Annotated in this window: 25 protein-coding genes; 10 read left to right on the top strand and 15 right to left on the bottom strand. The window is 73.1% G+C overall.

Annotated features, from left to right (window positions below):
• The first annotated feature begins 26 nt into the window (after positions 1–26).
• Positions 27–968, top strand: coding sequence for an acetamidase/formamidase family protein (locus tag ABIC52_RS07355; protein ID WP_354027001.1), 942 nt, complete (start codon positions 27–29; stop codon positions 966–968).
• 238 nt (positions 969–1206) lie between these two features.
• Here the strand turns inward: ABIC52_RS07355 and ABIC52_RS07350 are convergent, their stop codons facing one another.
• Entirely contained in the window at positions 1207–1959 is a 753-nt protein-coding gene (locus ABIC52_RS07350; protein ID WP_354027000.1) for an SDR family NAD(P)-dependent oxidoreductase, read from the bottom strand.
• A gap of 117 nt (positions 1960–2076) precedes the next feature.
• Between ABIC52_RS07350 and ABIC52_RS07345 the strand changes: the two genes are divergently transcribed.
• Both ABIC52_RS07345 and ABIC52_RS07340 read left to right on the top strand, forming a co-directional pair.
• A complete protein-coding gene (locus tag ABIC52_RS07345; protein WP_126892420.1) occupies positions 2077–2496 on the top strand; it encodes a MarR family winged helix-turn-helix transcriptional regulator in 420 nt (139 codons plus the stop codon).
• Positions 2493–3839, top strand: coding sequence for an MFS transporter (locus tag ABIC52_RS07340; RefSeq protein ID WP_354026999.1), 1347 nt, complete (start codon positions 2493–2495; stop codon positions 3837–3839). The genes ABIC52_RS07345 and ABIC52_RS07340 overlap by 4 nt, the downstream gene beginning before the upstream one ends.
• Before the next feature lie 301 nt (positions 3840–4140).
• Here ABIC52_RS07340 and ABIC52_RS07335 read toward each other — a convergent pair whose 3' ends face one another.
• Positions 4141–5034, bottom strand: coding sequence for an alpha-E domain-containing protein (locus tag ABIC52_RS07335; protein WP_354026998.1), 894 nt, complete (start codon positions 5032–5034; stop codon positions 4141–4143).
• A gap of 146 nt (positions 5035–5180) precedes the next feature.
• Between ABIC52_RS07335 and ABIC52_RS07330 the strand changes: the two genes are divergently transcribed.
• Together ABIC52_RS07330 and ABIC52_RS07325 are read left to right on the top strand one after the other, a co-directional pair.
• Positions 5181–5702 (top strand): MarR family winged helix-turn-helix transcriptional regulator, encoded by a 522-nt coding sequence (locus ABIC52_RS07330; RefSeq protein WP_354026997.1) that lies wholly within the window; start codon positions 5181–5183, stop codon positions 5700–5702.
• 9 nt (positions 5703–5711) lie between these two features.
• Positions 5712–5936, top strand: coding sequence for a hypothetical protein (locus ABIC52_RS07325; protein WP_209823031.1), 225 nt, complete (start codon positions 5712–5714; stop codon positions 5934–5936).
• A gap of 39 nt (positions 5937–5975) precedes the next feature.
• Here ABIC52_RS07325 and ABIC52_RS07320 read toward each other — a convergent pair whose 3' ends face one another.
• From ABIC52_RS07320 to ABIC52_RS07295, 6 genes are all read right to left on the bottom strand, one after another.
• Positions 5976–6839 (bottom strand): NAD(P)-dependent oxidoreductase, encoded by an 864-nt coding sequence (locus tag ABIC52_RS07320; protein WP_354026996.1) that lies wholly within the window; start codon positions 6837–6839, stop codon positions 5976–5978.
• 115 nt (positions 6840–6954) lie between these two features.
• A complete protein-coding gene (locus ABIC52_RS07315) occupies positions 6955–7614 on the bottom strand; it encodes a M23 family metallopeptidase (RefSeq protein ID WP_354026995.1) in 660 nt (219 codons plus the stop codon).
• A gap of 469 nt (positions 7615–8083) precedes the next feature.
• On the bottom strand, positions 8084–8494 hold the full coding sequence (locus ABIC52_RS07310; protein ID WP_126892438.1) for a hypothetical protein: 411 nt from the start codon (positions 8492–8494) through the stop codon (positions 8084–8086).
• A gap of 121 nt (positions 8495–8615) precedes the next feature.
• Positions 8616–9329: a lysophospholipid acyltransferase family protein gene (locus tag ABIC52_RS07305; RefSeq protein ID WP_354027050.1), complete on the bottom strand. Its 714-nt coding sequence runs from the start codon at positions 9327–9329 to the stop codon at positions 8616–8618.
• Positions 9330–9456: 127 nt separating this feature from the next.
• Positions 9457–11295, bottom strand: a complete 1839-nt coding sequence (gene recQ, locus ABIC52_RS07300; RefSeq protein WP_354026994.1) for a DNA helicase RecQ — start codon at positions 11293–11295, stop codon at positions 9457–9459.
• A 9-nt stretch (positions 11296–11304) separates the two neighbouring features.
• Positions 11305–12435 (bottom strand): CPBP family intramembrane glutamic endopeptidase, encoded by a 1131-nt coding sequence (locus ABIC52_RS07295; protein WP_126892436.1) that lies wholly within the window; start codon positions 12433–12435, stop codon positions 11305–11307.
• A gap of 35 nt (positions 12436–12470) precedes the next feature.
• Between ABIC52_RS07295 and ABIC52_RS07290 the strand changes: the two genes are divergently transcribed.
• Entirely contained in the window at positions 12471–13475 is a 1005-nt protein-coding gene (locus ABIC52_RS07290; RefSeq protein ID WP_354026993.1) for an EamA family transporter, read from the top strand.
• Between the two features lie 61 nt (positions 13476–13536).
• Here ABIC52_RS07290 and ABIC52_RS07285 read toward each other — a convergent pair whose 3' ends face one another.
• Positions 13537–13977, bottom strand: coding sequence for a GNAT family acetyltransferase (locus ABIC52_RS07285; RefSeq protein WP_126892689.1), 441 nt, complete (start codon positions 13975–13977; stop codon positions 13537–13539).
• 112 nt (positions 13978–14089) lie between these two features.
• On the opposite strand from ABIC52_RS07285, the gene ABIC52_RS07280 reads away from it, so the two are divergent.
• Positions 14090–14896, top strand: coding sequence for a class E sortase (locus tag ABIC52_RS07280; protein WP_238638279.1), 807 nt, complete (start codon positions 14090–14092; stop codon positions 14894–14896).
• The gene (locus ABIC52_RS07275; protein ID WP_153257451.1) at positions 14893–15069 is read left to right on the top strand and encodes a hypothetical protein; all 177 of its coding nucleotides are present in this window, start codon (positions 14893–14895) and stop codon (positions 15067–15069) included. Before ABIC52_RS07280 ends, ABIC52_RS07275 begins: the two co-directional genes overlap by 4 nt.
• A gap of 94 nt (positions 15070–15163) precedes the next feature.
• Here the strand turns inward: ABIC52_RS07275 and ABIC52_RS07270 are convergent, their stop codons facing one another.
• The 4 genes from ABIC52_RS07270 to ABIC52_RS07255 form a co-directional block, all read right to left on the bottom strand.
• On the bottom strand, positions 15164–18187 hold the full coding sequence (locus ABIC52_RS07270) for an AAA family ATPase (RefSeq protein WP_354026992.1): 3024 nt from the start codon (positions 18185–18187) through the stop codon (positions 15164–15166).
• Positions 18187–19350, bottom strand: coding sequence for a metallophosphoesterase family protein (locus tag ABIC52_RS07265; RefSeq protein ID WP_354026991.1), 1164 nt, complete (start codon positions 19348–19350; stop codon positions 18187–18189). Before ABIC52_RS07265 ends, ABIC52_RS07270 begins: the two co-directional genes overlap by 1 nt.
• A 90-nt stretch (positions 19351–19440) precedes the next feature.
• Positions 19441–20643, bottom strand: coding sequence for a S24/S26 family peptidase (locus ABIC52_RS07260; RefSeq protein ID WP_126892543.1), 1203 nt, complete (start codon positions 20641–20643; stop codon positions 19441–19443).
• Positions 20644–20686: 43 nt separating this feature from the next.
• Complete coding sequence (locus ABIC52_RS07255; protein WP_126892544.1) at positions 20687–21286, bottom strand: M73 family metallopeptidase; 600 nt, start codon at positions 21284–21286, stop codon at positions 20687–20689.
• Between the two features lie 248 nt (positions 21287–21534).
• Here ABIC52_RS07255 and ABIC52_RS07250 point away from each other — a divergent pair, with 248 nt between their 5' ends.
• Both ABIC52_RS07250 and ABIC52_RS07245 read left to right on the top strand, forming a co-directional pair.
• Positions 21535–22128: a MarR family transcriptional regulator gene (locus ABIC52_RS07250; protein WP_126892545.1), complete on the top strand. Its 594-nt coding sequence runs from the start codon at positions 21535–21537 to the stop codon at positions 22126–22128.
• An 88-nt stretch (positions 22129–22216) separates the two neighbouring features.
• Positions 22217–22726: a mycothiol transferase gene (locus tag ABIC52_RS07245; RefSeq protein ID WP_209823015.1), complete on the top strand. Its 510-nt coding sequence runs from the start codon at positions 22217–22219 to the stop codon at positions 22724–22726.
• Positions 22727–22899: 173 nt separating this feature from the next.
• Here ABIC52_RS07245 and ABIC52_RS07240 read toward each other — a convergent pair whose 3' ends face one another.
• The gene (locus ABIC52_RS07240) at positions 22900–24903 is read right to left on the bottom strand and encodes a DEAD/DEAH box helicase (RefSeq protein ID WP_354026990.1); all 2004 of its coding nucleotides are present in this window, start codon (positions 24901–24903) and stop codon (positions 22900–22902) included.
• 290 nt (positions 24904–25193) lie between these two features.
• Positions 25194–26075 (bottom strand): polyphosphate kinase 2 family protein, encoded by an 882-nt coding sequence (locus ABIC52_RS07235; RefSeq protein ID WP_435526070.1) that lies wholly within the window; start codon positions 26073–26075, stop codon positions 25194–25196.
• Positions 26076–26314 lie beyond the last annotated feature (239 nt).

The raw sequence follows: 26314 nt of genomic DNA, 5'->3' as shown, positions 1-26314 counted from the left end.
GGCGGGGCGGCTGGGAGGATCGACCGGTGACCTCCCACCACCTCGACCCGTCGCTCCACACCGCCGTCGACGTGCTCACCGCGGAGCGCGACCCCGTGCTCCGCGTCGAGGACGGCGACACCGTGACGGTCCGGACGCTGAGCGCCGCCGGGTACACCGAGCCGCTGGCCTCCCCCGGGGCCGACGCACCGACGCTCCTCGACGGGCGCCGCGGGCACTGCCTGGTCGGACCGATCGCGGTGACCGGCGCTCGGCCGGGCCAGGTGCTCGCCGTGCGCTTCGACGACCTGGTGCCGGACGACTGGGGCTACACCGGGTCCGGCGGGGTCGACACCCCGGTCAACCGGGCGCTCGGGCTCGCCGACCCGGCGTCCCGCGGACCGCTGCTCTGGGACGTCGACGCTCAGGGGGGCGTGGCGCGCAACCAGCTCGGGCTCGGTGTCCGGACGGCGCCGTTCCTCGGGGTGGTCGGGCTCCCGCCGGAGCCCACCGGGGAGCACTCGACGATCCCGCCGCGGCCGCTCGGTGGGGGCAACATCGACTGCCGCGAGCTGGTCGCCGGGTCGACGCTGTACCTGCCCGTCACCGTGCCGGACGCGCTGGTCTCCGTCGGTGACGGCCACGCGGCGCAGGGCGACGGCGAGGTCTCCGGCACCGCGGTCGAGTGCGGCATGACGACGACGATGACCCTCTCCCTGCTCGACGACGCCCCGGTCGCGGGCATCCACGCGGACACCCCCGCGGGCCGCATCACGTTCGGGTTCGACGCAGACCTCAACACGGCGACGACGACGGCGCTCGACCGGATGGTCGACTGGCTCGCCGGGCTGTACGGCATCACCCGCGGGCAGGCGCTGGCGATGGCGAGCGTCGCGGTGAGCATGCGCGTGACCCAGGTCGCGAACCGCACCTGGGGTGTGCACGCGCTGCTCCCCCACGACGCGGTCCTCGCACCCGCCGCGCGCTGACGGGCGCCGCCGCGCGCTGACGGGCGCGGGCGCTGACGGGAGGCGCGACCCACGTTCCCGACGTCGGGGACGCAAGTCACGCCTCCCGTCCGCCCGTTCCTTCCCATGACACCCGCGATACGACGCGAGAACGGGCGTACCTGACCGGAAGTTCCGACCAGGTACGCCCGCTTCCGTCGAGTACGCCCGTTCCGACCCGGTCCGCGCGGTCAGACCCGGTACGCCCGAGTGGGCCCGGTCAGTGCGCGGAGTACCCGCCGTCGACCAGGTGGTAGCTGCCGCTGATGAACGACGCCTTGTCGCTCAGCAGGAACAGCACGAGCGCCGCGACCTCGGCGTCGGTGCCGAGCCGCTTCGCCGCGTGCTCGCCCTCGAGCGCCGCGAGCTCCTCGGCGGAGAGCGACGACCGGACGAGCGGGGTGTCGATGAAGCCGGGGCCGACCGCGTTCGTGCGGACGCCCTGCGCCGTGTACTCGAGCGCGGCGACCTTGGTCAGCCCGACCAGGGCGTGCTTCGACGCGACGTAGGCGGCGTTCTGCGCGATGCCGACCGAGCCGAGCACCGACGCCATGTTCACGATCGCGCCACCTCCGGCCGCCAGGATCGCGGGGATCTCGTACCGGAGCCCGTAGAAGACGCCGTCGAGGTCGACCGCGCGGACCCGGTCCCACGCCTCGACGTCGTACTCGCCGATCGGCTGCGGAGCGGCGCCGATGCCGGCGTTGTTCACGGCGAGGTGGAGCGCGCCGTAGGTGTCGACCGCGTGCTGGACCATCCGCTCGTTGTCGCCCGCGACGGCGGAGTTCGCCTCGAACGCGCTCGCCGCGCCACCGGCACCCTCGATCTCGGCGACGACGCGCTGCGCGGCCTCGCCCTTGATGTCGGTGACGACGACCCGTGCTCCCGCGGCGGCGAGCTCCTTCGCGATCGCTGCTCCGATGCCGCTGCCGCCACCGATGACGACGGCGACCCTGCCCTCGAACTCGGACATGTTCTCCTTCTTCCTCGACGTTCCGTCGATGTACACAAAGCAACACGTGTTGCGCACTCAGCGTACACCTCGTCGAATCCAGTTCGTTCGCTGAACTAATGAGGTAGGCTAACGGTCGTGCCCGACACCTCCCTCGCCACCGACCTCCGCGTCGCGGTGGCCCGGCTGTCGCGGACGCTCCGCGCACAGAAGGTCGACGCGAGCATGACCGACGGCCAGTTCTCGGCCCTCGCACGACTGCACCGCGAGGGCGCCATGACCCTCGCCGAGCTCAGTCGTCAGGACGGTGTGACACCGCCGAGCATGACGAAGTCGATCGCGGTGCTCGTCGACCGGGGCCTCGTGTCGAAGGTCGACCACGGCGACGACCGCCGCAAGGTCCTGCTCGCCGCGACCCCGGCCGGCTCCACCTTCGTCGAGGAGACCCGACGGCGCCGCGACGACTGGCTCTCGCCGCGCCTCACAGCCCTGACCGCCACCGAGCGCCGCACCCTGGCCGAGGCCACCGAGATCATGAGGAGGCTGGCCCAGCAGTGACCGCCGTGTTCCGCTCCCTGTCCGCCCGCAACTACCGCATCTGGTTCGCCGGGGCCCTGGTCTCCAACGTCGGCACCTGGATGCAGCGCACCGCCCAGGACTGGATCGTCCTGACGAAGCTGTCCGACAACGACGGGATCGCGGTCGGCATCACCATGGCGCTGCAGTTCGGCCCGCAGCTGCTCCTGCTCCCCCTGACGGGCCTGGCGGCAGACCGCTTCGACCGGCGCCGCATGCTCATGCTGACGCAGGCGTTGATGGGTGCGCTCGGACTCGGGCTGGGGATCATGGTCCTCACCGACACGGCGACCCTGTGGTCCCTGTACGGCTTCGCCCTGGCACTCGGCATCGTCGCCGCGTTCGACACCCCGATCCGACAGGCCTTCGTCTCCGACGTCGTGCAGGGCGAGCACGTGTCGAACGCCGTCGCCCTGAACTCCGCGTCGTTCAACGCGGCTCGGCTCATCGGCCCGGCGGTCGCGGGCGTGCTCATCGCCGCGATCGGGTCCGGATGGGTGTTCGTCATCAACGCCGGCTCGTTCCTGGCCGTCCTCGTGGCGCTCCGCTTCGTCGACCCGACACAGCTCGCCGAACGGGTGCGTCCGAAGCGCGGGAAGGGGCAGATCATCGCCGGCTTCACCTACGTGCGGACCCGACCGGACATCATCGTGGTGCTCTGCATGATCTTCGTCGTGGGGACGTTCGGCGTGAACTTCCCGATCTTCACCTCCACGATGGCGCGGGTCGAGTTCGGCAAGGGTGCCGGCGAGTTCGGCCTGCTGAACTCCGTCATGGCGATCGGCTCGGTCGCGGGTGCACTCCTCTCCGCCCGACGGGACCGCCCGCGGATGCGCACCCTCGTCGTCGCCTCGGCGGGCTTCGGGCTGGCGTGCACGGCAGCCGCGATCGCCCCGACCTACTGGACCTTCGCGGTCGTGCTGGTCTTCGTCGGCCTGGCGTCCCTGACCTTCATGACGACGGCCAACGCCCTCGTGCAGACCACGACGAAGCCCGCGATGCGGGGTCGGGTGATGGCGCTCTACATGGCGATCTTCGCGGGCGGCACACCGATCGGCGCCCCGATCGTCGGCGCCGTCGCCGACGCGTGGGGGCCGCGCTGGGCGATCGTCGTCGGTGCCGCGTCGGGGTTCGTCGCCCTCGCGATCGCGCTGGTCTGGCTCGTCCGCTGGGAGCACCTGCGGCTGCGGTACGACGCCGACGCCAGACTCCACCTCGCGGTCACGCACGCGGTGCCGGTGGTCGGCACGCGGGCGTCGCGCGCGGCGCTGCGGCGCGACCTGGAGCGCGACGAGGCGGTCGCGGACCGGTCCAGCTCGGTCTGACGGGTCGCGAGCGCCGTGCAGCGCGACGGGTCCTGCGGAGCGACAGTCTGCCGCGGACGGTCCGCAGCAGGCTGTCGCTTCCGCACAGCACTCGGTCCGCATGCGCCGGACGGGAGGCACGGGGCCGCCCCGCCACGCGCCTCCCCTCCGACGCACGGCCGGCCCGCAGCGGCGCGAGGGCTCCGGCAGCGCGACAGTGCGCCGCCGACGGTTCCGAGAGGACTGTCGCTTTGGCGGATCCGCCGCGTCGCCGCGCCGAGTGCCGCGTCGCGCCGTCGCGCCGTCGCGCCGAGGCGCCGCGTCAGCGCGCGGGGACCGCGACCGCGAAGACGCGTTCCTCGAGCGCCTCGACGACCGCACCCACGGCGACGGCGAGCCCCTCGGCGGCGACGCGGATCCCGTCCGGCGCGCCGACGTCCACCCGTCGGAGCGCCGAGCGGGCCACCCGGAACGCGGCGACCTGGTCGTCCACGCATGCCGGGGCGACGTCGGCCAGGCAGTCGTCCGCACGTGCCGCGAGGAACGCGAGCGACCGCGGACTGTGCGATTCGTGGAGCAGGAACCCGGCGGCGTCCCGCGGAGCGACGCCGTGGTGGTCACGCCCGCGCCGGAAGGCCTCGCCGGCTCCGCAGGCCCGCAGGGCGGTGGTCCACGACGCCGCCGACCCGGTGTCCACGAGCGGGGAGGCGAGGAGCCGGGCGGTCAGACCGCACCGCAGCAGGGACCGGCCGAGGGTGAAGAACTCCCACACCTCGTCACGACTGACGTCACCCTCGACGACGCCGACCGCCAGCGCACTGCGTTCCCGCACCCAGGCGAGGAACTCGTGCGCCCGGTCGACGGCGACCTTGCGGGGCATGCGTGACCGGGTGACGTCGAGGCAGTCCCAGAGTTCGGTGGACACGACCTCGCGCGCTCGGCGGGCGTGGTCGCGGGCGACGCCGACCGCGTGGGCGACGGATGCGGGTTCGTGCCGGTCGAGCGCGAGCGACTCGACGACGGCCGCCCGAAGGCGACGACGCCCGGGCGAGCGCGCGCCAACGACGCGGTGCAGCGTGGGGCCGACCACGTCCTCGTCGTCGACCACGCCCGCATCGGGCCGGACGACGTAGACGTCGAGCATCCTCGCGACGACGTCGGCCCGTTCGACCGCGCTCCCGACGTGGAACACGCTCCCCGCGAGTCGGCTCAGCACGTCGGCTCCTGCATGCGGCGAAGCTACCGAGCGGGCGTTGCGACAGTGTTTCGGAGCCGCGTCACCGGTGTTGCGAGCCATCCACCGCGCGCGCTCTCGGACAACACTCGCTAGACAACCTAACTAGAGCGTCTAGCATTGTCCGTATGACGACCGAGGTGACGAACACCACCACGGGCTTCTGGTACGGGACCGGTTCCAGGGTCGACGCGGTGGACGTGCTGAACGCGCTCCGCAAGTACCGGAGCGCAGAGAGTGCCGCGCAGCGCCGTGCGCGCGAGGCACTGGGCATCGGCGAGAACGCCCTGCTCGCGCTTCGGATCCTGCTCGACGCCGAGTCCGAAGGACGTTCCGTGAACGCGAAGGAGCTCGCCGACCGTCTCGAGATCACCCCGGCGTCGACCTCGGCGCTCGTCGACCGACTCGTCCGCAGCGGCCACGTCGAGCGTCACGCCGACCCCCACGACCGACGCGGTGTCATCCTGACCGCGTCGGGTGGGTCGATGCGCCAGGTGCTGCGGGTGATCGACCAGCTCGACACCCGCGCGATCGAGGTGGCCGAGCACCTCCCGCAGACGGACATGACGGTCGTCGTCGCGTTCCTCGAGGAGATGGCCCGGGTCGTCGACCGCGACGAGGACGAGACCGCGACGGAGCGCTCCGCGTAGCCTCGTCGCATGCACAGCGCTCCGCAGGACCCCGCCCGGGTGCCTCCGCGTGATCCGGAGGACGACATGCCGCTCGCGGAGCTCGACGCGCGTGCTCGGGCCGACGCTGCACTGCGGCGCATCCGGAACGGGGCCGACCCCGCGCGGGAGGCCTTCGACCTGGCGAACACGATGAACGACGAAGCCGTCGGGCGCCTCCGCGGCGCCGTGCTGCGGTGGTTCCGCCGCGGCTGACCCCGTGCCCGCCGGCACGGCCCCGTGTCGGTCGGTCCCCTACCGCTCGTCGGTGAAGGCAGTGCCGACGGCCGCGATGTCGTCGGCCCCGTGGCCGGCCGCACTCGCATCGGCGTAGACCCGGTCGAGTGCGTCGAGCAGGGTCGTGGACACACCCGCGGACCGCGCAGCGTCACCGATCAAGCCGATGTCCTTCCGCAGACCGTCGAGGGCGAACTGCGGTGCGAGGTCGCCACCGATCATCGCCGCGCCCTTCGTGTGCGCGTAGGGCGAGTCACTCGCGGTGCCGTCGATCGCGTCGAGGAACAGCTGCGGGTCGAGCCCGAGGGCGCGGGCGAGCGCGAGGGACTGCCCGGTGGCCGCGGTGATCGACGCGACCCAGGCGTTGGCCGCGAGCTTCAGGGCCGTGCCGTCGCCGACCCGCTCCCCCGCGCGGACGGTCTTCGCGCCGATGGCGTCGAGAACGGGATCGATGTGGTCGAGCACGTCGGACGGCCCGGCGGCCAGCATCGTGAGCTTCCCCTGCTCCGCCGGGGCCTTCGTTCCGAGCATCATCGCCTCGACGAGGGTGATGCCGTACTTCTCGGCCAACTGCACCACGATCTCGGTGCCCGCGACCCCGATGGTCGAGGCCTGCACCCAGATCGCGTCCGTGGGAGCGTCACCGGCCGCGGCGTCGAGGACGTCGACGACCGCGTCGGTGTCGAAGAGCGTCAGCAGGACGACCTCGGCGTCACCGACCGCCGCTGCGGCGTCCGTCCCCACGGTGGCGCCCGCATCGCCGAGCGGACGGGCCTTGTCGGTGCTGCGATTCCACACGGTCACCTGGTGGCCCTCGCGCAGCAGTGACCCCGCGACCCCTGCACCCATCGTCCCCGTGCCCAGCACCGTCACATGCACCACTGTCTCCGTCCTGCGTCCGGCATCCTGCCGACGTCGTGCTCGACGCTACGCCCGAGCGATCACGACGGACCGTGTCGGCCCGGTCCGAGGACGGGCGGGGCAATCGCGCGATGGGTCAGAGCAGACCGCGCGCCGCGAGCCACGGGGCGGGGTCGACGGGGGTCCCGCCGATGAGGACCTCGAAGTGCAGGTGTGGGCCGGTGGAGATGCCGGTGCTGCCCACGGCGCCGAGCTGCTCGCCGGCCGACAGCGTCTGTCCGGGCAGGACGTCGATGCGGGACAGGTGCCCGTAGCGCGTCTGCGTCCCGTCCGGGTGCGCGAGGAGCACCTGGTTGCCGTACCCGCCGAGAGGTCCGGCGGACACGACCCGTCCGGACATCACGGCGACGACGGGCGTCCCGGCTGCCGCGGCGAAGTCGAGGCCGTGGTGGTTCGTCGAGCATGCACCGCACCCGGCGACCTGGCGCCCGCCGAAGCCTCCGGCGGTCGGGATGGTCCCCGCGACCGGACGGACGGTGCCCGAGCCGGTCGTGATCCGGACACCGTCGTGCCGAGCGCTGCCGGCGCGGGCGGCCTGCACGTCGAAGCCGTCGCGGGTCACGGTGACGGTGACACCCGACGCGACGCGGTAGTGCTGGTCCGGCGCGGGTGCTCCCTGGTGCGCGGGCGTCGGCGTGTTCGCAGCGCCGAGGCCGAGCCCCATGGGGTCGTCGAGCGCGGCGGCCGGGGTGGACACGGAGACGACCAGGCAGGCGGCGAGGGCAGACGCGGTCACGGCCACGAGTCGTGTGGACGATCCCCCTCGAGCCGCCGGGCCCGATGCGGGACGCCGACAGCGGCCGACGGCGGTGAGCCGGTGGACGGCGGGGACGCGCCGGTCGGGCGTGCGCGATCTGTCGCGGCGGGTGGTCATCCGGTGACGATCGCGGAGATCACGGCGAGTCGGCAGGGACGCTTCCGACCGAGTGCCGTCGGTGGTTGCGGCGGTGGTGGACACCGGGGCGGCGGGAGGGGGGACCGCCGCCCCGGCGGTCTGGTGGCCGACACGGACGGACCGGGCAGCAGCGTCGTTGGCCGCTCGGCGGGCCGCTCCGCGGGGACGGATCGGCGCCGTGGGCGTCGAGACGCCAGCGCTGTCGGGAGTGGTCTTCGTCATCGTGTCGGGAGGTCAGGTCGGATGTGATCGGATCGCGTGGCTTCGGGTGCTCGGACGTCGTCCGTCGTCGGAGGCAGCGACGATCGGCTCAGCCGCGGACCACGCCGTCGCGGGTGATGCGCTCGAGCTCCGCGACGACGGCATCGACGACCGCGCGGGTGATCGCATCGGTCACCGCTTCGACCAGGGCGAGCTGGTCGGGCGTCACGGCGACCTCGCCCGGGAGGGCGGTCCCGACCCGCTGGGGGATCTCGTCGATCGCGGCGACGAGCGCGGCCGGTACGAGGGCGGACCGCATCGGGGAGACCGGGGCCGTCAGCGGCGACGTGGGCGCGGCGACGACCCGGGTGCGTGCTGCGGTGACGGACACCGCTGCCGCCGGAGCAGGGGTCGGTGCCGGGGCGGGCGCAGTGGTCCGGGTCGTGGCCTGCTCCGTCGCCGTGGGGACGGCACGGGAGGCCCGACGTGCGATCGAGTCGAAGAGGGGCGTGGAGGACATGCTGCTTGCCTTCCGGTCAGTGGTGGATCGGGCCGTCCTGGTCGGTCCGAGTGGGCTCGTGCCTCGGGCACAAGGACGATTCAACCACTGATATTCCGAATGTGCAATAGTGCGTGCGAGTTCAGTCCGGTTCGACGGCGTTCGTCGGGTCGTCACGCCGGAGCACCTGCTTGACCCGCTCGACGATCGTCGACGGCGGGTTGTTGTACGCGTTCGCCGGCTCCTGACCGCTGAGCGCCTGGATGGCTTCCATCACGGCGTCCGTCGCGTGTCGCCGAGCCCTGCCCGACGAGGCCTCGCCGAAGTGGGAGAGGTCCATCGGCTCACCGAACTCGATCGTGACCCGCGCGAGCTTCGGCACACGGGAGCCGACGGGCTGGACGTCCTCGGTCCCGGTGAGGGCCACGGGGACGACGGGGGCACCACTCGTCAGCGCCAACCACGCGACGCCGGTGCGCCCCTTGTACAGCCGTCCGTCGAGGGAACGGGTGCCTTCGGGGTAGATGGCGAACGCCTCACCGGCCTCGAGCCGCTCGAGCCCCAGGTCGAGCGCGTGCTGCGCTGCTGCTCCGGCGCCGCGTTCGACACCGATCGCGCCGATGCCGCCGAAGAACGCCCGCGACACAGCACCGCGGAGACCGGTCCCGGTGAAGTACTCCTGCTTCGCGAGGAACGAGACCTTGCGCGGTGCCATCAGCGTGATGGCCGGCGAGTCGATGAACGACCGGTGGTTGCTCGCGAGGATGACCGGTCCCTGCCTGGGCACGTTCTTCCGTCCGACGATGCGCGGGCGCCAGAGGAGACGCGCGAGCGGGGTCACCACCGCACGGCTCATCGTGGTGGCGAACTTCGTCGTACCGGGCACCGGGCCTCCTCGTCGTGGGAGGTTCCGAGTGTAGTGAGCGGCGCGAGCCCCACATTCCGTCTGCGGAATGCGAGTGCCGCGGCTGCTGCAGAGGCGTTCAGGCGTGCGCGGCGACGACGTCGAGGACCGCGCGACCGTAGCGCTCGAGCTTTGCCCCACCGATGCCGGAGATCTCGCTCAGGGTGTCCTCGTCGGCGGGCTTCACCGCGGCGATCCCGCGCAGTGTCGCGTCGTTGAACACCACGTAGGCGGGCACCCCTTGCTCGCGGGCCTGGGCCGCTCGCCACGCACGCAGCGCCTCGAACAGGCCGAGCGCCTCCTGCGGCACGTCGGTCACCGCCTGACGTCGGGCTCGCGACGTGCGCGGGGCCTTCACCGGGTCGCGGCGCATCAGCACGCGCGTGCGACCGCTCAGGACCTCGGCGCTCGTCGGACTGAGGACGACCGTGCCGAACCCGTCGCCCGACACCGCCGCGTAGCCCTGCGCCAGCAGCTGCCGAGCGACCGCACGCCACTCCCCCTCGCCCAGGTCGTTGCCGATGCCGAAGGTGGCGAGCGAGTCGTGCCGGAGCTCCTGCACGCGCGGCGACTGCTTGCCGACGAGGATGTCCACGAGGTGCGCGACGCCGTACCGCTGCCCGCGCTCGCGCTCCAACCGGACCACGGTCGACAGGAACTTCTGCGCGGGCACGGTGCCGTCCCACGGCTCCGGCGGCGCGATGCACGTGTCGCAGTTGCCGCAGGCCGTGGACTCCTGCCCGAAGTAGGCGAGCAACCGGACCCGGCGGCACTCGATCGTCTCGCAGAGCGCGAGCATGGCGTCGAGGTGCGCGCTGAGCTGCCGGCGGTGTGCCGCGTCGCCCTCGGACTGGTCGATCATCCGGCGCTGCTGCACGACGTCGTTCAGCCCGTAGGCGAGCCACGCCGTCGAGGGCAGTCCGTCGCGCCCGGCACGCCCGGTCTCCTGGTAGTAGCCCTCGACCGACTTCGGCAGGTCGAGGTGCGCCACGAACCGCACGTCGGGCTTGTCGATGCCCATGCCGAACGCGATCGTCGCGACCATGACGATGCCGTCCTCGCGCAGGAACCTCGACTGGTTGCGCTCGCGGACCTTCGCGTCGAGGCCGGCGTGGTACGGCAGCGCCGGGATCCCCTGGTCGGCGAGCGCGGCTGCGGTGCGCTCGACCGAGTTCCGGGACAGGCAGTAGACGATGCCGGCGTCGCCGCTGTGCTCGGTCTTGATGAAGGTGAGGAGCTGCTGCATCGCGCCGGTCTTCGGCTCGATGCGGTACTGGATGTTCGGGCGGTCGAAGTCGGCCACGAAGTGCGCGGCGTCGTCGAGGCCGAGCCGGCCGGAGATCTCGCGGTGGGTCTGCGGCGTCGCGGTGGCCGTGAGGGCGATGCGCGGCACGGTCGGCCAGCGCTCGTGGAGCACGCTCAGCTCGAGGTAGTCCGGCCGGAAGTCGTGCCCCCACTGGGCGACGCAGTGTGCCTCGTCGATGGCGAACAGGGCGATGCGGGCGCGGTCGAGCAGCGACCGGGTGCTCTCGAGCCGGAGCCGCTCCGGGGCGAGGTAGAGCATGTCGACCTCGCCGGACACGACCGCCCGCTCGACCCGTGCGCGCTCGTCGGGACCCTGCGTGGAGTTGAGGAACGCCGCCTTGACACCGTTCGCGGCGAGGGCGTCGACCTGGTCCTGCATGAGGGCGATCAGCGGTGAGACGACCACCCCGACGCCGTCGCGGACGAGCGCGGGTACCTGGTAGCAGAGCGACTTGCCGCCACCGGTCGGCATGAGCACGAGCGCGTCGCCGCCGGAGACGACCTGGTCGATGATCGCGGCCTGCTCGCCACGGAACGCGTCGTACCCCCACACGCGGTGCAGGACGTCGAGCGCGGCAGCCCGCGACGGTGAGGTCGTGGTCGTCGTGCTCATGCCCCCAGCCTACGAGCGCGGGGCGACACCCACCGTCTCGTCCACAGGCGCAGCGGCGGACGGATCGGCCACCGGTGCGTCCCGGTCCGTCTCGGGACCGCGGGCCGGTGCGACTGCCCAGCCCGTGCCTCCCGGCCGGGTCCACTGCCGACCGCCCGCCCAGACCGGCGCCGGACCGCGGAAGCGGGGCGCCTCGTGTCCCGGGAAGCGACGGTCGAGCCCCCGCCACCACGCGAGGAGCTCGATCATGCCCCAGAAGGCGAGCGAGGTCGCGAGCGTGACCAGGAAGCCACCGGCGGTGCCGTCCGAGGCGTCGAGGTCGATCTTCGACCAGCCCGGGGCCTGCAGCACGAAGATCATGATGTTGTTGAAGGCGTGCTGGAGGACGGTGGCCTCCATGCCCCCGGTCCGCAGCACGATGATCGCGGCGATCAGCCCGAACGAGCCGACGTCGAGGATGCCCCAGACGTTGTAGCCGTTGGGGATGTGCCCGGCGGCGAACACCACGGTCGAGACCGCGACGGCGATGACGACACCGACGATCCGGACCGGGATCCACGACGCGATCGTCTGGATCAGGAAGCCGCGGAAGACGTACTCCTCCGCTGCGCCCTGGAAGGGCACGAGCACCAGGACCATCACGATCGTGAAGGTCAGCGTGGCGGGCGAGACGGTCGACTGCCCGATGGCGTCGTGGTCCCAGCCGAAGCCGCCGTCGAACGAGAACATCCCCCACGTCTGCAGCAGGAACATCGGGATCGCGATGACGATCGTCGGCAGCAGGCACCACAGCGTCCAGCGCCAGCGCACCCGGAAGCGCGTCGACGACAGGATGCCCGCCGGGCCGATCCGGGCGATCTTCACCGCGAGCAGGACACCGGGCAGCAGCACCACGAGCGACAGCAGGGTCAGCGACAGGATGAGCGGGTCCGTGGGGTCGAGGGCACCGCTCGTCAGGTCGTCCTGGAAGCTCATCAGCCCCTCGGCGCCCTGCGTCGCACCGATCGGGACGAAGTAGGCCACCGCCAGGACGATCTGGGTGGCGATGTAGTACCCGACCAGGAACGCGAGCGCGACGAGCGGGCGCCACCAGCGCCAACGGGCATCGACACGGGGCAGGCGGTGGTACGGAACGCTCACCCGCGCAGGCTACCGGCACGGGCAGGATGGGAGCCGTGCTCTCCGTCCTGCTCGGCCTGACCGGCGCGGTCGTCTACGGGGCTGCCGACTTCCTCGGCGGCCTCGCCGCGCGGCGCGAGCGTGCGGTGACCGTCGCAGCCGTCGCCGCGGCGGTGGGCCTGGTCCCGCTGGCGCTCGGGGCGGCGGCCGTCGGGGCGACCTTCTCCGGTCCCGCGGTCGCGGCCGGGATCGGAGCGGGGGTCTCGGGGTCGGTGGCGGTGCTGCTGCTCTACCGGGCACTGGCCGTCGGCCCGATGAGCGTGCTGTCCCCGCTGACGGCGGTGTTCGCCGCGGTCACCCCGGTCGCGGTCGCGCTCGTGGGTGGGACGGTGCTGTCGCTCGCTGCGTCGATCGCGCTCGTGGTCGCGGTGGTCGCGGTCGTGCTGGTCGCGGCGGTGCGGGACACCTCGGGTGCGCGGGTGACCGCCGTCGGGGTCGTCACGGCCGGGGTGGCGGGGTGCGGGTTCGGCGGGATCGTGCTCGCGTACGACGCGGCACCCTCGGACGCGGGCGTCGCGACGCTCCTGGTCGGGCGGGTGGTGCAGACGGTGCTGCTCGGTGCGGTGGCGGTCGTGGTGGCGGTGCGGTCGGGGCCGGTCGGGCCGGTCGAGTCGGTTCGGTCGAGTCGGCCGGGAGGCGCGGATCACGTCGCGCCGTCGGCGTCGGCCGGGCGGTCTGCCGCAGGTGTCCCGCGCGGTCCCCGTCGGTCGGGCACGTCGCGTCGGTCGCGCTGGTCGAACCGGCAGCGGTGGGCGGGGCGGACCGTGGTCGCCGTCGTGGCCTGCGGCGTGCTCGACGCGCTGGCGAACGCCTGCATCCAGGCGGCGCTGCACGTCGGGTCGGGCGACGCCGTGCTCCCCGTGGTGAGCGTCCTCAACGCCCTCTACCCGATCGGCACGTTGGTGCTCGCCGGCGTGGTGCTGCGTGAGCGGCTGACCCGGGTGCAGTGGACCGGGATCGTGTTCGCCTTCGCGGCGTCGGTCGGTCTGGCGCTGGCGTAGCGGGTGTCCGGCGGAACGGGTGTCCGGCGGGGCGGGTGTCCGGCGGAGCGGGTGTCCGGCGTCAGTCGTCGGCGATGAGGCGCTTGCCGAGGGACACCGCACGGTCCGGGGCGTACCCGAGCGAGGCGTAGAACCCGAGCACCTGCTCGTTCCCCTCGCGCACCTGCACGTTGACCTTCGGGCACCCTCGGGCGGTCAGGAGCCGTTCGAACTCGGCCATGAAGGCGCGACCGAGCCCGGATCCCTGCAGGTCGGGACGGACCGCCAGGTAGTTCACCCAGCCGCGGTGCCCGTCGTAGCCCGCCATGCCGACGCCGACGACCGTCCGCTCGTCGTCACGCCCGGCCTGCTCGGCGACCAGGAACAGCTCGGGCTGCTCGGCGACCTTGCGCGCGATGTCACGGCGCGGGTCGTTCCACGGGCGCAGCAGCCCGCAGGCGTCCCACAGGGCGACGACCGCCTCGGTGTCGTCGGGACGGAAGGGACGGAACACCGGGGCCATCCGGCCACGCTAGCCGCACCCCGTGGGCATCCACAGGTGCGAGGACTCGTCACCTGTCCGTCGGCGTGGTCTGATAGACCTGTCCGACCACCCCATCCGGATCAGGAGCACCGTGACCGCACACGACACCGCCCCGACGCGCCGCTCGGCGCGCGAGGACGAGGCCACGCGGCAGCCACGGCGCCCCCGGCGTCGCCAGACCGTCGGCGGGGCACTCGTCGCACTGCTGGCCGAGCTCCTGATCATCGCCGGCGCCGGCACCGGTCTCTACGTGGCGTGGACCGCGTGGTGGACGGACGTCGTCGCCGTGAACGAGCAGACGAAGCTCGTCGACGACCTCGGGCAGCGTGCGGCACCGAAGGTCGAGGGCTCCGAGCACCGCGGCGAGGCCCCCGTGCTCGCCGAACCGCCGGAGGTCACGAGCGTGTTCGGCACGATGCAGATCCCGCGCTTCGGCGCCGACTACCTGCGTCCGATCGGCGAGGGCACCGACCGCGAGCGCGTGCTTAACACGATCGGGCTCGGGCACTACCAGGACACCGCGATGCCGGGCGCCGAGGGCAACTTCGCCGTCGCAGGGCACCGCGTGACCTACGGCAAGCCGCTGAACCAGATCGCGGACCTGAAGACCGACGACGCGATCGTCGTCCGTGTGACCGACGCTGCGAAGGACTTCGACGTCTGGTACGTCTACAAGGTCACCGACTCGCAGATCGTCACGCCGGACAAGATCGAGACGATCGCGCCGGTGCCGAACCAGCCGGGTGTCACGCCCTCGGCGGAGGACCGCTGGCTCACGCTCACCGCGTGCCACCCGATGTGGTCCGCCAAGGAGCGATACGTGACCCACGCCAAGCTCGACTACTGGATGCCCGTCTCGGAGGGCACCCCCAAGGAACTCTCGGAGACGCCGCAGTGATCTTCCCGTTCGTCTGGCGGGTCCTGCCCGGACCGGCCGCCCTGAAGGTCCTCGAGCTGCTCGTGCTGCTCGCGGTGATCGTGTACGCGCTGTTCACGTGGGTCTTCCCGTGGATCGCGGCCGACATCCTGCCGCCGCCCGACGGCACGGTGGACGCGACGCCGTCCCCCTGACCGCGGTCCTCCACCAACCTCCCGCGGTTCGTGGTCCGTGGTCCGTGGTTCGTCGTTCGTGGTCCGTGGTTCGTGGTTCGTGGTTCGTGGTTCGTCAGACGGTGGTGGTGACCCGCGAGCCGCCCGCTGCGGTGCGTCGCACGGCGATGCGCTCGGGGATGCGCTGCTTGAGCTCCTCGACGTGACTGACGATCCCGACCTGACGCCCCCCGGCGGTCAGTCGTGCCAGCTGGCCGATGACGTCGTCGAGGGTCTCGGGGTCGAGGGTGCCGAAGCCCTCGTCGACGAACAACGTGCCGAGCGAGACCCCGCCGGCCTCGGCCTGCACGACGTCGGCGAGCCCGAGCGCCAGGCAGAGCGAGACCGTGAAGGTCTCGCCGCCGGACAGGCTCCCCGGTGCGCGCCGGGTGTCGGTGGTGTGGTCGTGGACCGCGAGCGCGAGGCCGGTCCGTCGCGCCCGTGAGCCGGCTTCGCGCTCGTCGGACGTCTCGAGGGTGAACCGACCGCCGAGCATCCCGCGCAGGCGGTCGTTCGCGGCTGCGACGACGTCCTCGAAGCGCCGCATGAGCACGTACGTGCCGAGGGTGATGCCGCTCGGGTTCACCGCGGTCACGCCGTTGGCGACGTCGGCCAGGCGGACGATCGCCCGGCTCTGCGCGGACGTGTCGTCGCGGGCCCGGACGGCGCGTGCGACCTCGGCGGCACAGCCGGCCGCGGCCTCGGCACGGTCCGATGCCGAGACCGCCGCGCGGACGGCCTCGTCGGCGAGTCCGGCCGCTGCGACGTGCGCGGCACGTGCTGCGTCGAAGTCGAGCGGGGCGTCCTGCCCGGCGTCGAGGTCGTCCGCGGCCGCGACCACCGCGGGTTCCGCGAGGCCCGCGTCGACGACGGCGCGCTCGCGTTCCGCCGCGGCGATCTCGGCCTGCAGTGCGGTTGCCCGCTCCGGCGGGAGCAGCGCTGCCCGGGCCGCGTCGACCGCGTCGAAGCCCTGCTCGGCCAGCGCGCGGGCGACCTCTCCGGTCCGCTCGACCACGGTCTGCGCGGCCGTGGCCGCCTGCGCCTCGGCAGCGGAGACCTCGACGGCTCGAGCGGCGAGGTCGTCGAGCTGTCGGACCGTCCGTGCGAGGGAGCGGTCGTCCGGCGCGCGATCGTCGTCGTGGACGGCTGCGGTCCAGGGACTGACGGCGAGGGACGCTGCCCGGAGCCGTGCGTCCGTGACGGCAGCGGTCTCGTGGTCGAGCCGTTCCTCCTCGGCCGCGCTCGTCGCGACGAGGACGGCGTGCTCGGCCTGCACCGTGTGGTGCTCGCGTTCGAGCGCTCGGGTCTCGTCGTCGTGGGCCAGCCGGCGCTGTTCGACCTCGGCGACGTGGACGGCGGCCGCGCGTGCGGCGTCGACGCGGGCAGCGGCGGCAGCGGCCTGGGTCGCCAGGGCATCGGCGTCCGTGTCCCCGACCGCCGCGCGCAGTCGTTCGAGCTCCGCCCGTTCGACCGCGAGGACGGTTGCTGCCTCGGCGAGGGCACCGTCGGCTGTGCGCGTCGCGGCGGCGGCGGCGTCCACCGCTGCTGCGTCGGGGTGGTCGTCCTGCGGCACGGCGACGTCCGGGTGCTCGTGCGCGCCGCAGACGGGGCAGGGGTCGCCCGGGAGGAGCGCCGCACCGAGTTCGCCGGCCAGACCCGCGATGCGCCGGGCGCGCAGGGCCTGCTCGGCCCGCAGGAGCTCCTCGGCGCGGACCCGGCGGTCGGCCACCGTCTGTTCCGCCCGACGCACTGCGGCGACCGCGGCGTCCCGTGCGTCGAGGTCGGCGCGCACCCGCCGGAGGCGCTCGACCTCGGCGCGGGCGGCCTCGGCATCACCCGCGGCGGTGGCTGAGGTCCGGGCTTCCTCGACGAGGGCGGCCCGTCCGGCGGGTCGTGCCTCGAGCGCCCGGTCGAGCTCGGCCACCCGGTCGACGAGCAGCGCGGCCCGGGCGGCGGCATCGGTGCGGGCCCGGCGTCGGTCGTCGAGCGTCGCCTCGACCGCCACGAGGTGCCGGACCGCCGCGGCACAGGCCGTCAGGTCGGCGTGCCGGGCGACGACGTCGACGTCCGTCGGCACGCCGAGGCGCGTGCGGAGGTCGAGCGCCCGACGGTGGTGCTCGTCCGCACGGACGCGGGCGGCGTCGAGACCGTCTGCCGGGGTCGTGACCCGGGCCGCCCGGTCGGCGAGTGCGAGCCGGTCACGGGCCGCCTCGACCCGGGCTGCACCGTCGTCGAGGGCACGGCGACGTTCGAGGAGCGCCGCACGTCGCGTCCGCGCCTCGAGCCGTGCGGCCACGTCGTGCTCGTGCTTCCGGGCATGCTCTGCCGCGGCCACCGCCTCGGTCCGTCGTGCTGCGGTCTCCTCGGCGCGGCCGCGGAGCGCATCGAGGGTCCCCGGTACCGAGGCCTCGTCCGCCTCCGTGTCGCCGGCCGCCTGCGCGAACCGGTTGAGTGCGTCCCGGACCCGGGCGTCGGCGGACTCGACCTCGGCCTGGACCTCGCGGCGACGGGCGGCGAGCTCGTCCGCGGTCCCGTCGTAGACCTGGGTCCCGAAGAGGGACTGCAGGAGCTTCCGGCGGTCCTCACCCGGGGCACGGAGGAACCGGGCGAACTCGCCCTGCGGCAGCACGACCGTCTGCAGGAACTGCGCACGGTCGAGTCCGACGACCCGTGCGACCTCGAGCCCGATCTCGGGGATGCGTGAGGACACCGGCTCGCCCACGGCGTCGCTGGGGTTCGCGAGCCGGAAGAGCTGTGCGGACGCCTGCTGCCGCACCGTCCCGGCGCCGCGCTGCTTCGGGCGGTCGTACTGCGGCGTCCGTCGGACCCGGTACACGCCGGCACCGGTCTCGAACACGAGCTCCACGAAGGGCTCGACCCCCGGGTCCGCGTGCTGGCTGTGCAGGCGGTCGTGCGTCGAGCCCTCGCCCGCGAGTCCGCCGTACAGGGCGAAGACCACGGCGTCGATGATGGTCGACTTGCCGGAGCCCGTCGGCCCCTCGAGCAGGAACACCCCGGAGGCGGCGAGCGCCGCGAAGTCGATCGAGACGAGCTCGGGGTAGGGCCCGATCGCCCGGAGTTCGAGTCGGTGCAGGTACATCAGCGCCCCCGGTCGTCGTGCAGCGCGAGGACGGCGGCCTCGTACGCCTCGGTCAGGACCGCGCGGTCGCCCTCGGACGGCGCGGCGCCCGTGGCGAACGCGACGAAGTCGGCGGCGACCTCGACGGGGTCGGAGGTCGCGGTGACCGACCGCGCGGCCTGGCGTTCCGGCCGGTCGGCGGGCTCGTGCGTGATCGCCAGCGCGTGCGGGAAGTGGTCCTTCACGCGGGCGTACATGCGCTCCGGGTGCACCGTGTCGGTCACCGCGACGCGGACCCAGGCGTCGGCGTCCGCGCGGTGCTCGCCGGACTCGATCGCGGCCATGGAGGTCCTGACGTCGACGAGCCGACGCGTGACGGGGGCGGGCACGAGCTCGACCGAGACCGCGCCGTCGGCCGCCAGCTCGACGAGGGTGACGCTCTTGCGCTGGTGCCGCTCGCCGAACGAGAACGCCAGCGGCGAACCCGCGTACCGGATGCGGTCGCTCGTGCCCACCCGCTGCGGTCCGTGGAGGTGTCCGAGCGCGACGTAGTCGATGCCGTCGAACACCGACGCGGCGACCTGGTCGACCCCGCCGACGCGGATGTCCTGTTCGCTGTCGCTCGGTGCCGCCCCGCCCACGAAGGCGTGTGCGACGACGATGCTGCGGGTACCGGGGCGGGTCGCGAGGTCCGCGCGGATCCGTGCGGTCGCTGCCCCGACCACCGCCTGGTGGGACCGGGCGAGGGGTTCGTCCGGCACGTCGGCCAGGGCGTACCGCGTGAGGTCGGGGTGCAGGAACGGGATCCCGTACACGGCGACCGGGCCGTGGTCGTCGTCGAGGAGCACCGGCGTGCCGATGCCCGCGGGCTCCGCCAGGATCCGGACGCGGTCGTGCATGACCCCGGCACCGAAGCCGAGCCGGGCGGCGGAGTCGTGGTTGCCCGGCGTGAGCACGACCGTCGCCGTCTCGGCCAGGCGTTCGAGCGTCCGGGAGAGGAGCCGGACGGCGTCCACCGGCGGGATCGCGCGGTCGTAGACGTCGCCGGCGATCACGACCAGGTCGACCGCGCGGTCGCGGACGGTGTCGACGAGGAAGTCCGCGAACACCGACTGGTGTCCGAGCAGGTCCGCACCGAGCAGCGTGCGGCCGAGGTGCCAGTCGCCGGTGTGGAGGATCCGCATGCCGTCACGGTAGCGGCGGCCGGGGACATCACCGGCGAGCCCGTGCCGCCCTGTGGAGGACCGGTGCGCCGAGCGCTCCTGTGCAGGAGGTCAGCGCACGCAGCGCGTGCCGGCGCCGAATCCGAGGATCGACGTGTACTTGATCGCGACCGGTGCGCTGGGGAGCGACGTCCAGGTGCCGACGGCGTTCGTCTGGATGCGCACCGTGCGCTGCGTCTCGAGGTCGAGTAGACCACCGCTGAGCTTCACGGTCGCGGTCCGCGCCTTCCCGTCGGTCGTGGTCGCGAGCACGGTGCCGGTGTTGTCGGAGAGGGCGAACGACCTCGGTTCGTCGCCCGAGTAGTCCCAAGCGATCACGACCGACCCGTTGCTGGCGTCCGTGCACGAGAGGGGGGTGGCGACCGGCACGGTCGACGCCGTGAGCCGGACGGCCGTGTCCGTGGCCCGACCGAACGGTGCAGCATCGGCCTGTGTCGGCACGAGCACGGCGCTCGCCCCGACCACGACGGCGACGACCCCGAGCGTCCCGCTGCGCCGTGCGCTCCCGCCGCTCCGGACGACCTCGCGGGGCACGGCGCCGTGGTGTCCGCCGACGTGGCGCGCCACGGGACGAGGCGACCGACGGTGCGGTGGCTCCGCGGTGCCGGCCGCAGCCGGCGGGGCGGAGGCGAGCCGTGCCTCCAGGCCGTGGCCCGTGGTCCCACCGCCACCCGTGGTTCCGTTGTCCCCGCGGTGCCGGGGGCCGCGCCGACGGAGCGGACCGTCGACCGTGCAGAGCAGGAGCACGGCGACGAGCGCGAGGGCGGCGGTGCCGACCTCGACCCAGCGGCCCTCGCGGACCCAGAGCACCGGGGTGGCGACGGACGGCACCCGCAGGACGGCGACCCCGTGCACCGCGGAGCGCTCGGTCGGCGTGGAGTCCGCCTGCGGGTTGGCGTCACCCTTCGTGACGACGGTGCCGTCCGGGCCCGGCTCGACGAACCGGTGCATCCGCAGGTGTCCCGGCTGGTCCGGGTCGTCGGCGAGCAGGACCTGTCCGGGACGGATCTCGGCCGGTGCGACCGGGCGCGAGACCACGACGTCGCCCGGGGCGAGCCGCGGCGCCATCGAGCCGGTCATCACGGTGGTGGGGTGCCACCCGAGCAGCGCCGGGGCGGCCGACCACAGTGCCAGTCCGAGGAGTGTGACGACGACGGCACGGGCGGCCGTCCCGACGACGACACGCCCCCAACCGACGGCGTCGCGCAGCACGTCGTGCGGGGTGTGACCACCGTGCACTGCGATGCTGACCATGACTGCCTTCGACCGGGGGCGTGCTGACGGACGGGGTGCCCTGCTAGTTGTTCTGGGCCTCCCAGGTGAGCCCGATCTGCGCGGTGTTGGCCTGTGCCGTGTTCGGCGTGTTCGGGGACACGGTGTAGGTCACCTTGTAGACGCGGGTCTCGCTGGCGGCGCCGGTCGTGGTCCAGGCACCGAGGCCGGAGGCGAAGTTCGTGGCCTGCGTGCCGAGGGTCGGCAGGCTGTTCTCGAAGAGGGTCCCGCCGGTCGCCGCCGGGGTGAAGCCCGAGCACGAGGAGAACCCGCCACCGGTGCCCTGCTCGATCTTGATCGTGGTGTTCTGCGCGAGCACGGACGAGGTGGACGGCGAGGTGGCGTAGAGCTTCACGGTCGACGCCAGCGAACCGGTGGAGGTCACGGTGATGCACTTGCTGTCGGACGAGCCGGGCTTGAGGTTCGCGGCGGTGAAGAGCGCGGTGTTCGCATCGTCGTCGGACAGCGCGACGGTGCCGGCCGTCCAGTTGCTGGTGGGGTTGGTGGTGGTGGCCGAGAAGGCCGAGTACGAGGCGGTCGACACGACGACGCCGGAGGCGACGAGGGCGGCGGGTACGGCGATCCAGGCGGCGAGACGGGCTGCGCGAGGGGACACACGGGACATGGTTGTCCTCCGGAGGAGAGAGATTCTGATCGGTGGTGGCTCCGGACCCGCGGTGGTTGGTCGCGCTACGGTGCCTGTGTACTACGACGATCAAGTTACTTCCCGCCCGTGTTGATGACAAGAGAAGCTATGACCCCATTGTTGGGGGTATCTCAATCGTTGAGATACTTGTTGCATGGACCTCTGACCCGGGTCCGCCCGCGTCCCGCAGATCGCCGCCGCGATCACCACCCGAGAAGAGCCACCCCGTGACGGACACCTCCCCCGCACTGCCTCCCCTGACCGTCACGACCGGCCTCCCCCCGGCCCCCGTCTCCCCCGTCGTCGAGATCGACGTCGAGATCGGCGTCGATCCCGACGTCGCTCCACCGGCGCTCCGTGCCGGCACCGACCCGGACGACGCCGGGCTCGCACGGATGATCGCGGCCTTCCGGGTCCTGCAGGTCCGGCACGCACGGGTCCTCGCGCACGAGAGCGCCGCGCAGGGCCTCGGCATCACGGACACACGGTTCCTGGTGCACCTGGCAGCGTCGGAGGGGCAGGCGACGACACCGAAGCAGGCCGGCGACGTGCTCGAGCTGAGCACCGGTGCGATGACCTCGCTGCTCGACCGGCTCGAGCGCCACGGGCACCTCGAACGACGACCGAACCCGGGCGACCGGCGGAGCATCCTCGTCCACCTGACCCCGTCGGGAGCAGCCGTCGCACGAGCGGTCGGTGCCGCGTACGCCTCGGCCTTCAGCGAGGCCGTCCCCGCCGCCGAGCGGGTCGGCGTCGCCGCTGCCCTCGAGGACATCGGAGCAGCGCTCGACCGGCGGTACCGCGCGGCCACCGCACGCTAGACCCCCGACGGGTCGCACACGCCCCGGCGCGGGGCATCCCCGCACGCCACCGAGCGTCGGGTCCGCGAACGCGCGTAGCGTCGGCCGCATGACCCCTGCCGAACTCCTCACCGAAGCGTTCTCCCGCGTCCCCGAGACCGTGGAGCGCGCGCTCGACGGCCTGTCCGCGGACCAGCTCGCCGCACGCCCGGCGGCCGGCGCGAACACCCTCGCGTGGCTCGCCTGGCACATCGCACGCGGGCAGGACGCGCAGGTCGCCGACCTCGCCGGCTCCGAGCAGGTCTGGACCGCGGACGGCTGGGTGGAGCGCTTCGGCCTGCCGTTCCCGGCCGACGCGCTCGGCTACGGGATGTCGCGCGACGACGTCGGTCGCGTTCGCGCCTCGGCGGAGCTGCTGAACGGCTACCTCCGCGCGGTCCACGAGCGCACCGTCGCGTACCTGGCGACGCTCGCACCGGAGGACCTCGACGCCGTCGTCGACGAGGCGTGGGACCCGCCCGTGACCCGCGGCGCACGGCTCGTCAGCATCCTCGACGACTGCACGCAGCACGCCGGCCAGGCCGGCTACGTGCGCGGGCTGCTCTTCTTCAGCCGCTGACGCATCGCCGACGCGTCCGCGTTCGCAACACGCAACCTCGGCGACGGCTCGCAGCGTCGTACCGCTGCGAGCTCTCGGGAACGTTGCGTCCTGCGGAGTTCGCGGGCAGGACGACGGACGGGAGGCGCGGTGCCAGCCGGCACCGCGCCTCCCGTCGCGTCGTGTGGTCGCGTCTAGCGCGCGGCGAGCTCCGCGACGATGCCGTCACCGGGAGCGGCCTGCACGAGGTCCGCCTCGATCTCGGCGTTCTCGAGGATGCCCTCGATCTTCCGGATGCGGCCACGCGGGACGAGCGTGACGACGGTGCCCTCCTTGCCGGCACGACCCGTGCGGCCCGAGCGGTGCATGTACGCCTTGTAGTCGTCCGGGGCGTCCGCCTGGACGACGAGCGAGACGTCGTCGACGTGGATGCCACGCGCGGCCACGTCGGTCGCGACGAGCACGTTCACCCGGCCGCTCGTGAGCAGCTGCAGGTTGCGCGTGCGGCGCGACTGGTTGAGGTCACCGTGCAGCGAGGTCGCGCGGATGCCGGCGTCCTCGAACTGGTCGGCCAGGCGCTCGGCGTAGGCGCGGGTGCGGGCGAAGACGATCGTCTTGCCGTCGCCGGCGACGAGCTCCTCGAGGACCTGGTCCTTCTGGCGCTGCTCGACGACCAGCACGCGGTGGTCGATGGTCGAGGAGGCCTGGTCCTCGCCGGCGACCTCGTGGACGCTCGGCTCGTGCAGGAACTCGGACACGAGCGACGCGACCTGGGCGTCGAGCGTGGCGCTGAACAGGAGCTTCTGGGCGCGGTTGCCCTGCGGGGTGACCTCGGCGGTCGCGGAGAGGATCTCGCGCACCGGCTCGAGGAACCCGAGGTCGCACATGTGGTCGGCCTCGTCGAGCACGGAGACGACGACCTCGCTGAGGTCGAGCTTCCCCTTGTTCATGAGGTCCTGCACGCGGCCCGGCGTGCCGACGATGATGTCGACGCCACGCTCGAGGGCGCCCTCCTGGCGGCCGTAGGGCACACCGCCGTAGATCTGCGTCGTGAAGAGGCCGACCGAGCGGGCGATCGGCTGCACGGTGCGGTCGATCTGCAGGGCGAGCTCGCGGGTCGGGGCGAGGATGAGCGCACGCGGGGCGCGGCCCATCTTGCGCTTCGTGCCGCCGCCGTGCTCCATGAGCTTCTCGACCAGGGGTGCGCCGAACGCGATGGTCTTGCCGGAACCGGTGCGGCCGCGGCCGAGGACGTCCTTGCCGGACAGCACGTCGGGGATCGTCGCCGCCTGGATCGGGAACGGGCTCGTGGCGCCCATCTCGGCCAGGGTGCGGGAGATGTTGCCGCCGATGCCGAGGTCGGTGAAGCTCACGCCCTCGACGTCGGCCGCCACGGTCGCCTCGGCCTGGAGCTTCTCGAGCTTGACGTCGTCAGCGGGGACGTACGAGGGGCGCGCGTCGTCGCGGTCGCGGCGGGGGGCACGGTCGTCGTCGAAGGAACGGCGCTGCGGACGGTCGTCGCGGTCGGAGCGACGGGGAGCGCGGTCATCGCGGTCGAAGCGACGCGGGGCACGGTCGTCGCGGTCGAACCTGCGCGGGGCACGGTCGTCGTCGCGACGGGGAGCACGGTCGTCGCGGTCGAACCTGCGCGGGGCGCGGTCGTCGTCGCGACGCGGGGCGCGGTCGTCGCGGTCGAAGCGACGCGGGGCACGGTCGTCGTCACGACGGGGAGCACGGTCGTCGCGGTCGAAGCGACGCGGAGCGCGGTCGTCGCGGTCGAAGCGACGCGCACCACGGTCGTCGTCACGACGCGGGGCACGGTCGTCGCGGTCGAACCGGCGCGGGGCACGGTCGTCATCACGACGCGGAGCACGGTCATCGCGGTCGAAGCGACGCGGAGCACGGTCGTCACGGTCGAAGCGACGGCCACCGCGGTCGTCGCGGTCGTACCCGCGCCCGCCGCGGTCGTCACGGCGCTGACCGCCGTCGCGGGGCTCCCAGTTCGGGCGGGCCGGACGCTCGCCCTGCGATGCGCGGCCGCGGCGCTCCTCGGCGTCCCAGCGCTGCTTCTGCCGCGGCTGCGCGGGGTCGGCGGCGCGGAAGCCGCGGTGCTTGCTGCTGCGAGCGGCGGGCGTGCCGTTCGCGTGGCGGACTCGGTCGTCGGCACGCTGACGCGCGCCCTTGTCGTACGGGGCCATTGCTACTTTCCGGGGTGCAGACGTCCCACAGCGCCCGGCAGCGACATCGGCGGGGGCTCTTCAGCGGGGAGGGGGTTCTTCCCGTCGCGGATCGACGTGAATCCAGCCCTCGAGCGCACACACACCCAAACGAAATCCGCGGTCACGATGCCGCGGTGCCGAAGGCCGACCGAGCGAGTCTACGCGACAGGGGCGCTCCTGGCCAGCCCTGCCATCGACGTCCTCCCGGCCACGCGTCGGCCCGGCACGGCGTGGCGGGGCGGCGCCGGGCCTCCAGACCGGGGCCGGTGTCAGGACTCGGCGAGCCGCCGACGCTGCTCGGCCACGTCGAAGTCGGCGGCGGGCCAGGTGAGCTGCATGTCCTCGAGTGCGCGGAGCAGGAGCTGTTGCACGGCGAGCCGGGCGTACCACTTGCGGTTCGCCGGCACGACGTACCAGGGCGCCCGGGCGGTCGAGGTGCGGTCGAAGACCGTCTGGTACGCCTGCTGGTACTCGTCCCAGAGCAGTCGCTCGTCGATGTCGCCCGGGTTGAACTTCCAGTGCTTGTCGGGGCGGTCGAGACGGTCACCGAGTCGCTCGCGCTGCTCGTCCTTCGAGATGTGCAGCATGACCTTCACGATCGTGGTGCCCTGCTCGACCAGACGGTCCTCGAAGTCGACGATGGCGCCGTACCGGCGTTCGATCTCCTCGGGCGGAACGAACGCGCGGACCTTCTGGATCAGGACGTCCTCGTAGTGGGACCGGTCGAACACGCCGAGCTGCCCGGGCGCGGGGAGCTGCCGCTCGATGCGCCAGAGGAAGTCGTGCGCTCGTTCCTCGTCCGTGGGGGCCTTGAAGCCCGCGTAGTGGACGCCGTTCGGATCCACCGCACCGACGACGTGCGAGACGATGCCGCCCTTGCCCGCGGTGTCCATGGCCTGCAGCACCAGGAGCACGCGGCGCTGGTCGCCGGCGGTGCTCGCGGCGTACAGGCGCTCCTGCAGGGCCGCGAGGCGGTCGGCCCCGGCGGCGAGGGACTCGAGCCCGTCGATCTTGCGACCGGGGAAGCCCGGCGTGCCGTCGGGGTCGACGCGGTCGAGGCGGAAGCCCTCGTCCACGCGGAGCAGCGGTTCGGGGTCGGTGTTCCAGGCCTTGCGACGGCTCACGGGTCCTCCTGCTGGTGTCGTGCCCATCCTGGCACCCGGTGCTCTCGGGCGGGTCGCGGGCGGGTCGCGGCTGCCGGGCGCTTCCGGGCGCTTCCGGGCGTACCTGGCGAGACCGGGCGTACCTGGTCGATCGGTTCGACCAGGTACGCCCGGTTCCACCAGGCATCGCACCCGTCATGGGAAGGAACGGGCAGCGTGCGACCAGGATCGGGTGTGGGTGCCGGCTCGACCGCGGGGAGGAGCCCACTCGTCCGGACGGCGGACGC

The organism is Curtobacterium oceanosedimentum, from assembly GCF_040545555.1.
Classification (GTDB): domain Bacteria; phylum Actinomycetota; class Actinomycetes; order Actinomycetales; family Microbacteriaceae; genus Curtobacterium.
This window is presented reverse-complemented; position numbering and strand designations above follow the sequence as displayed.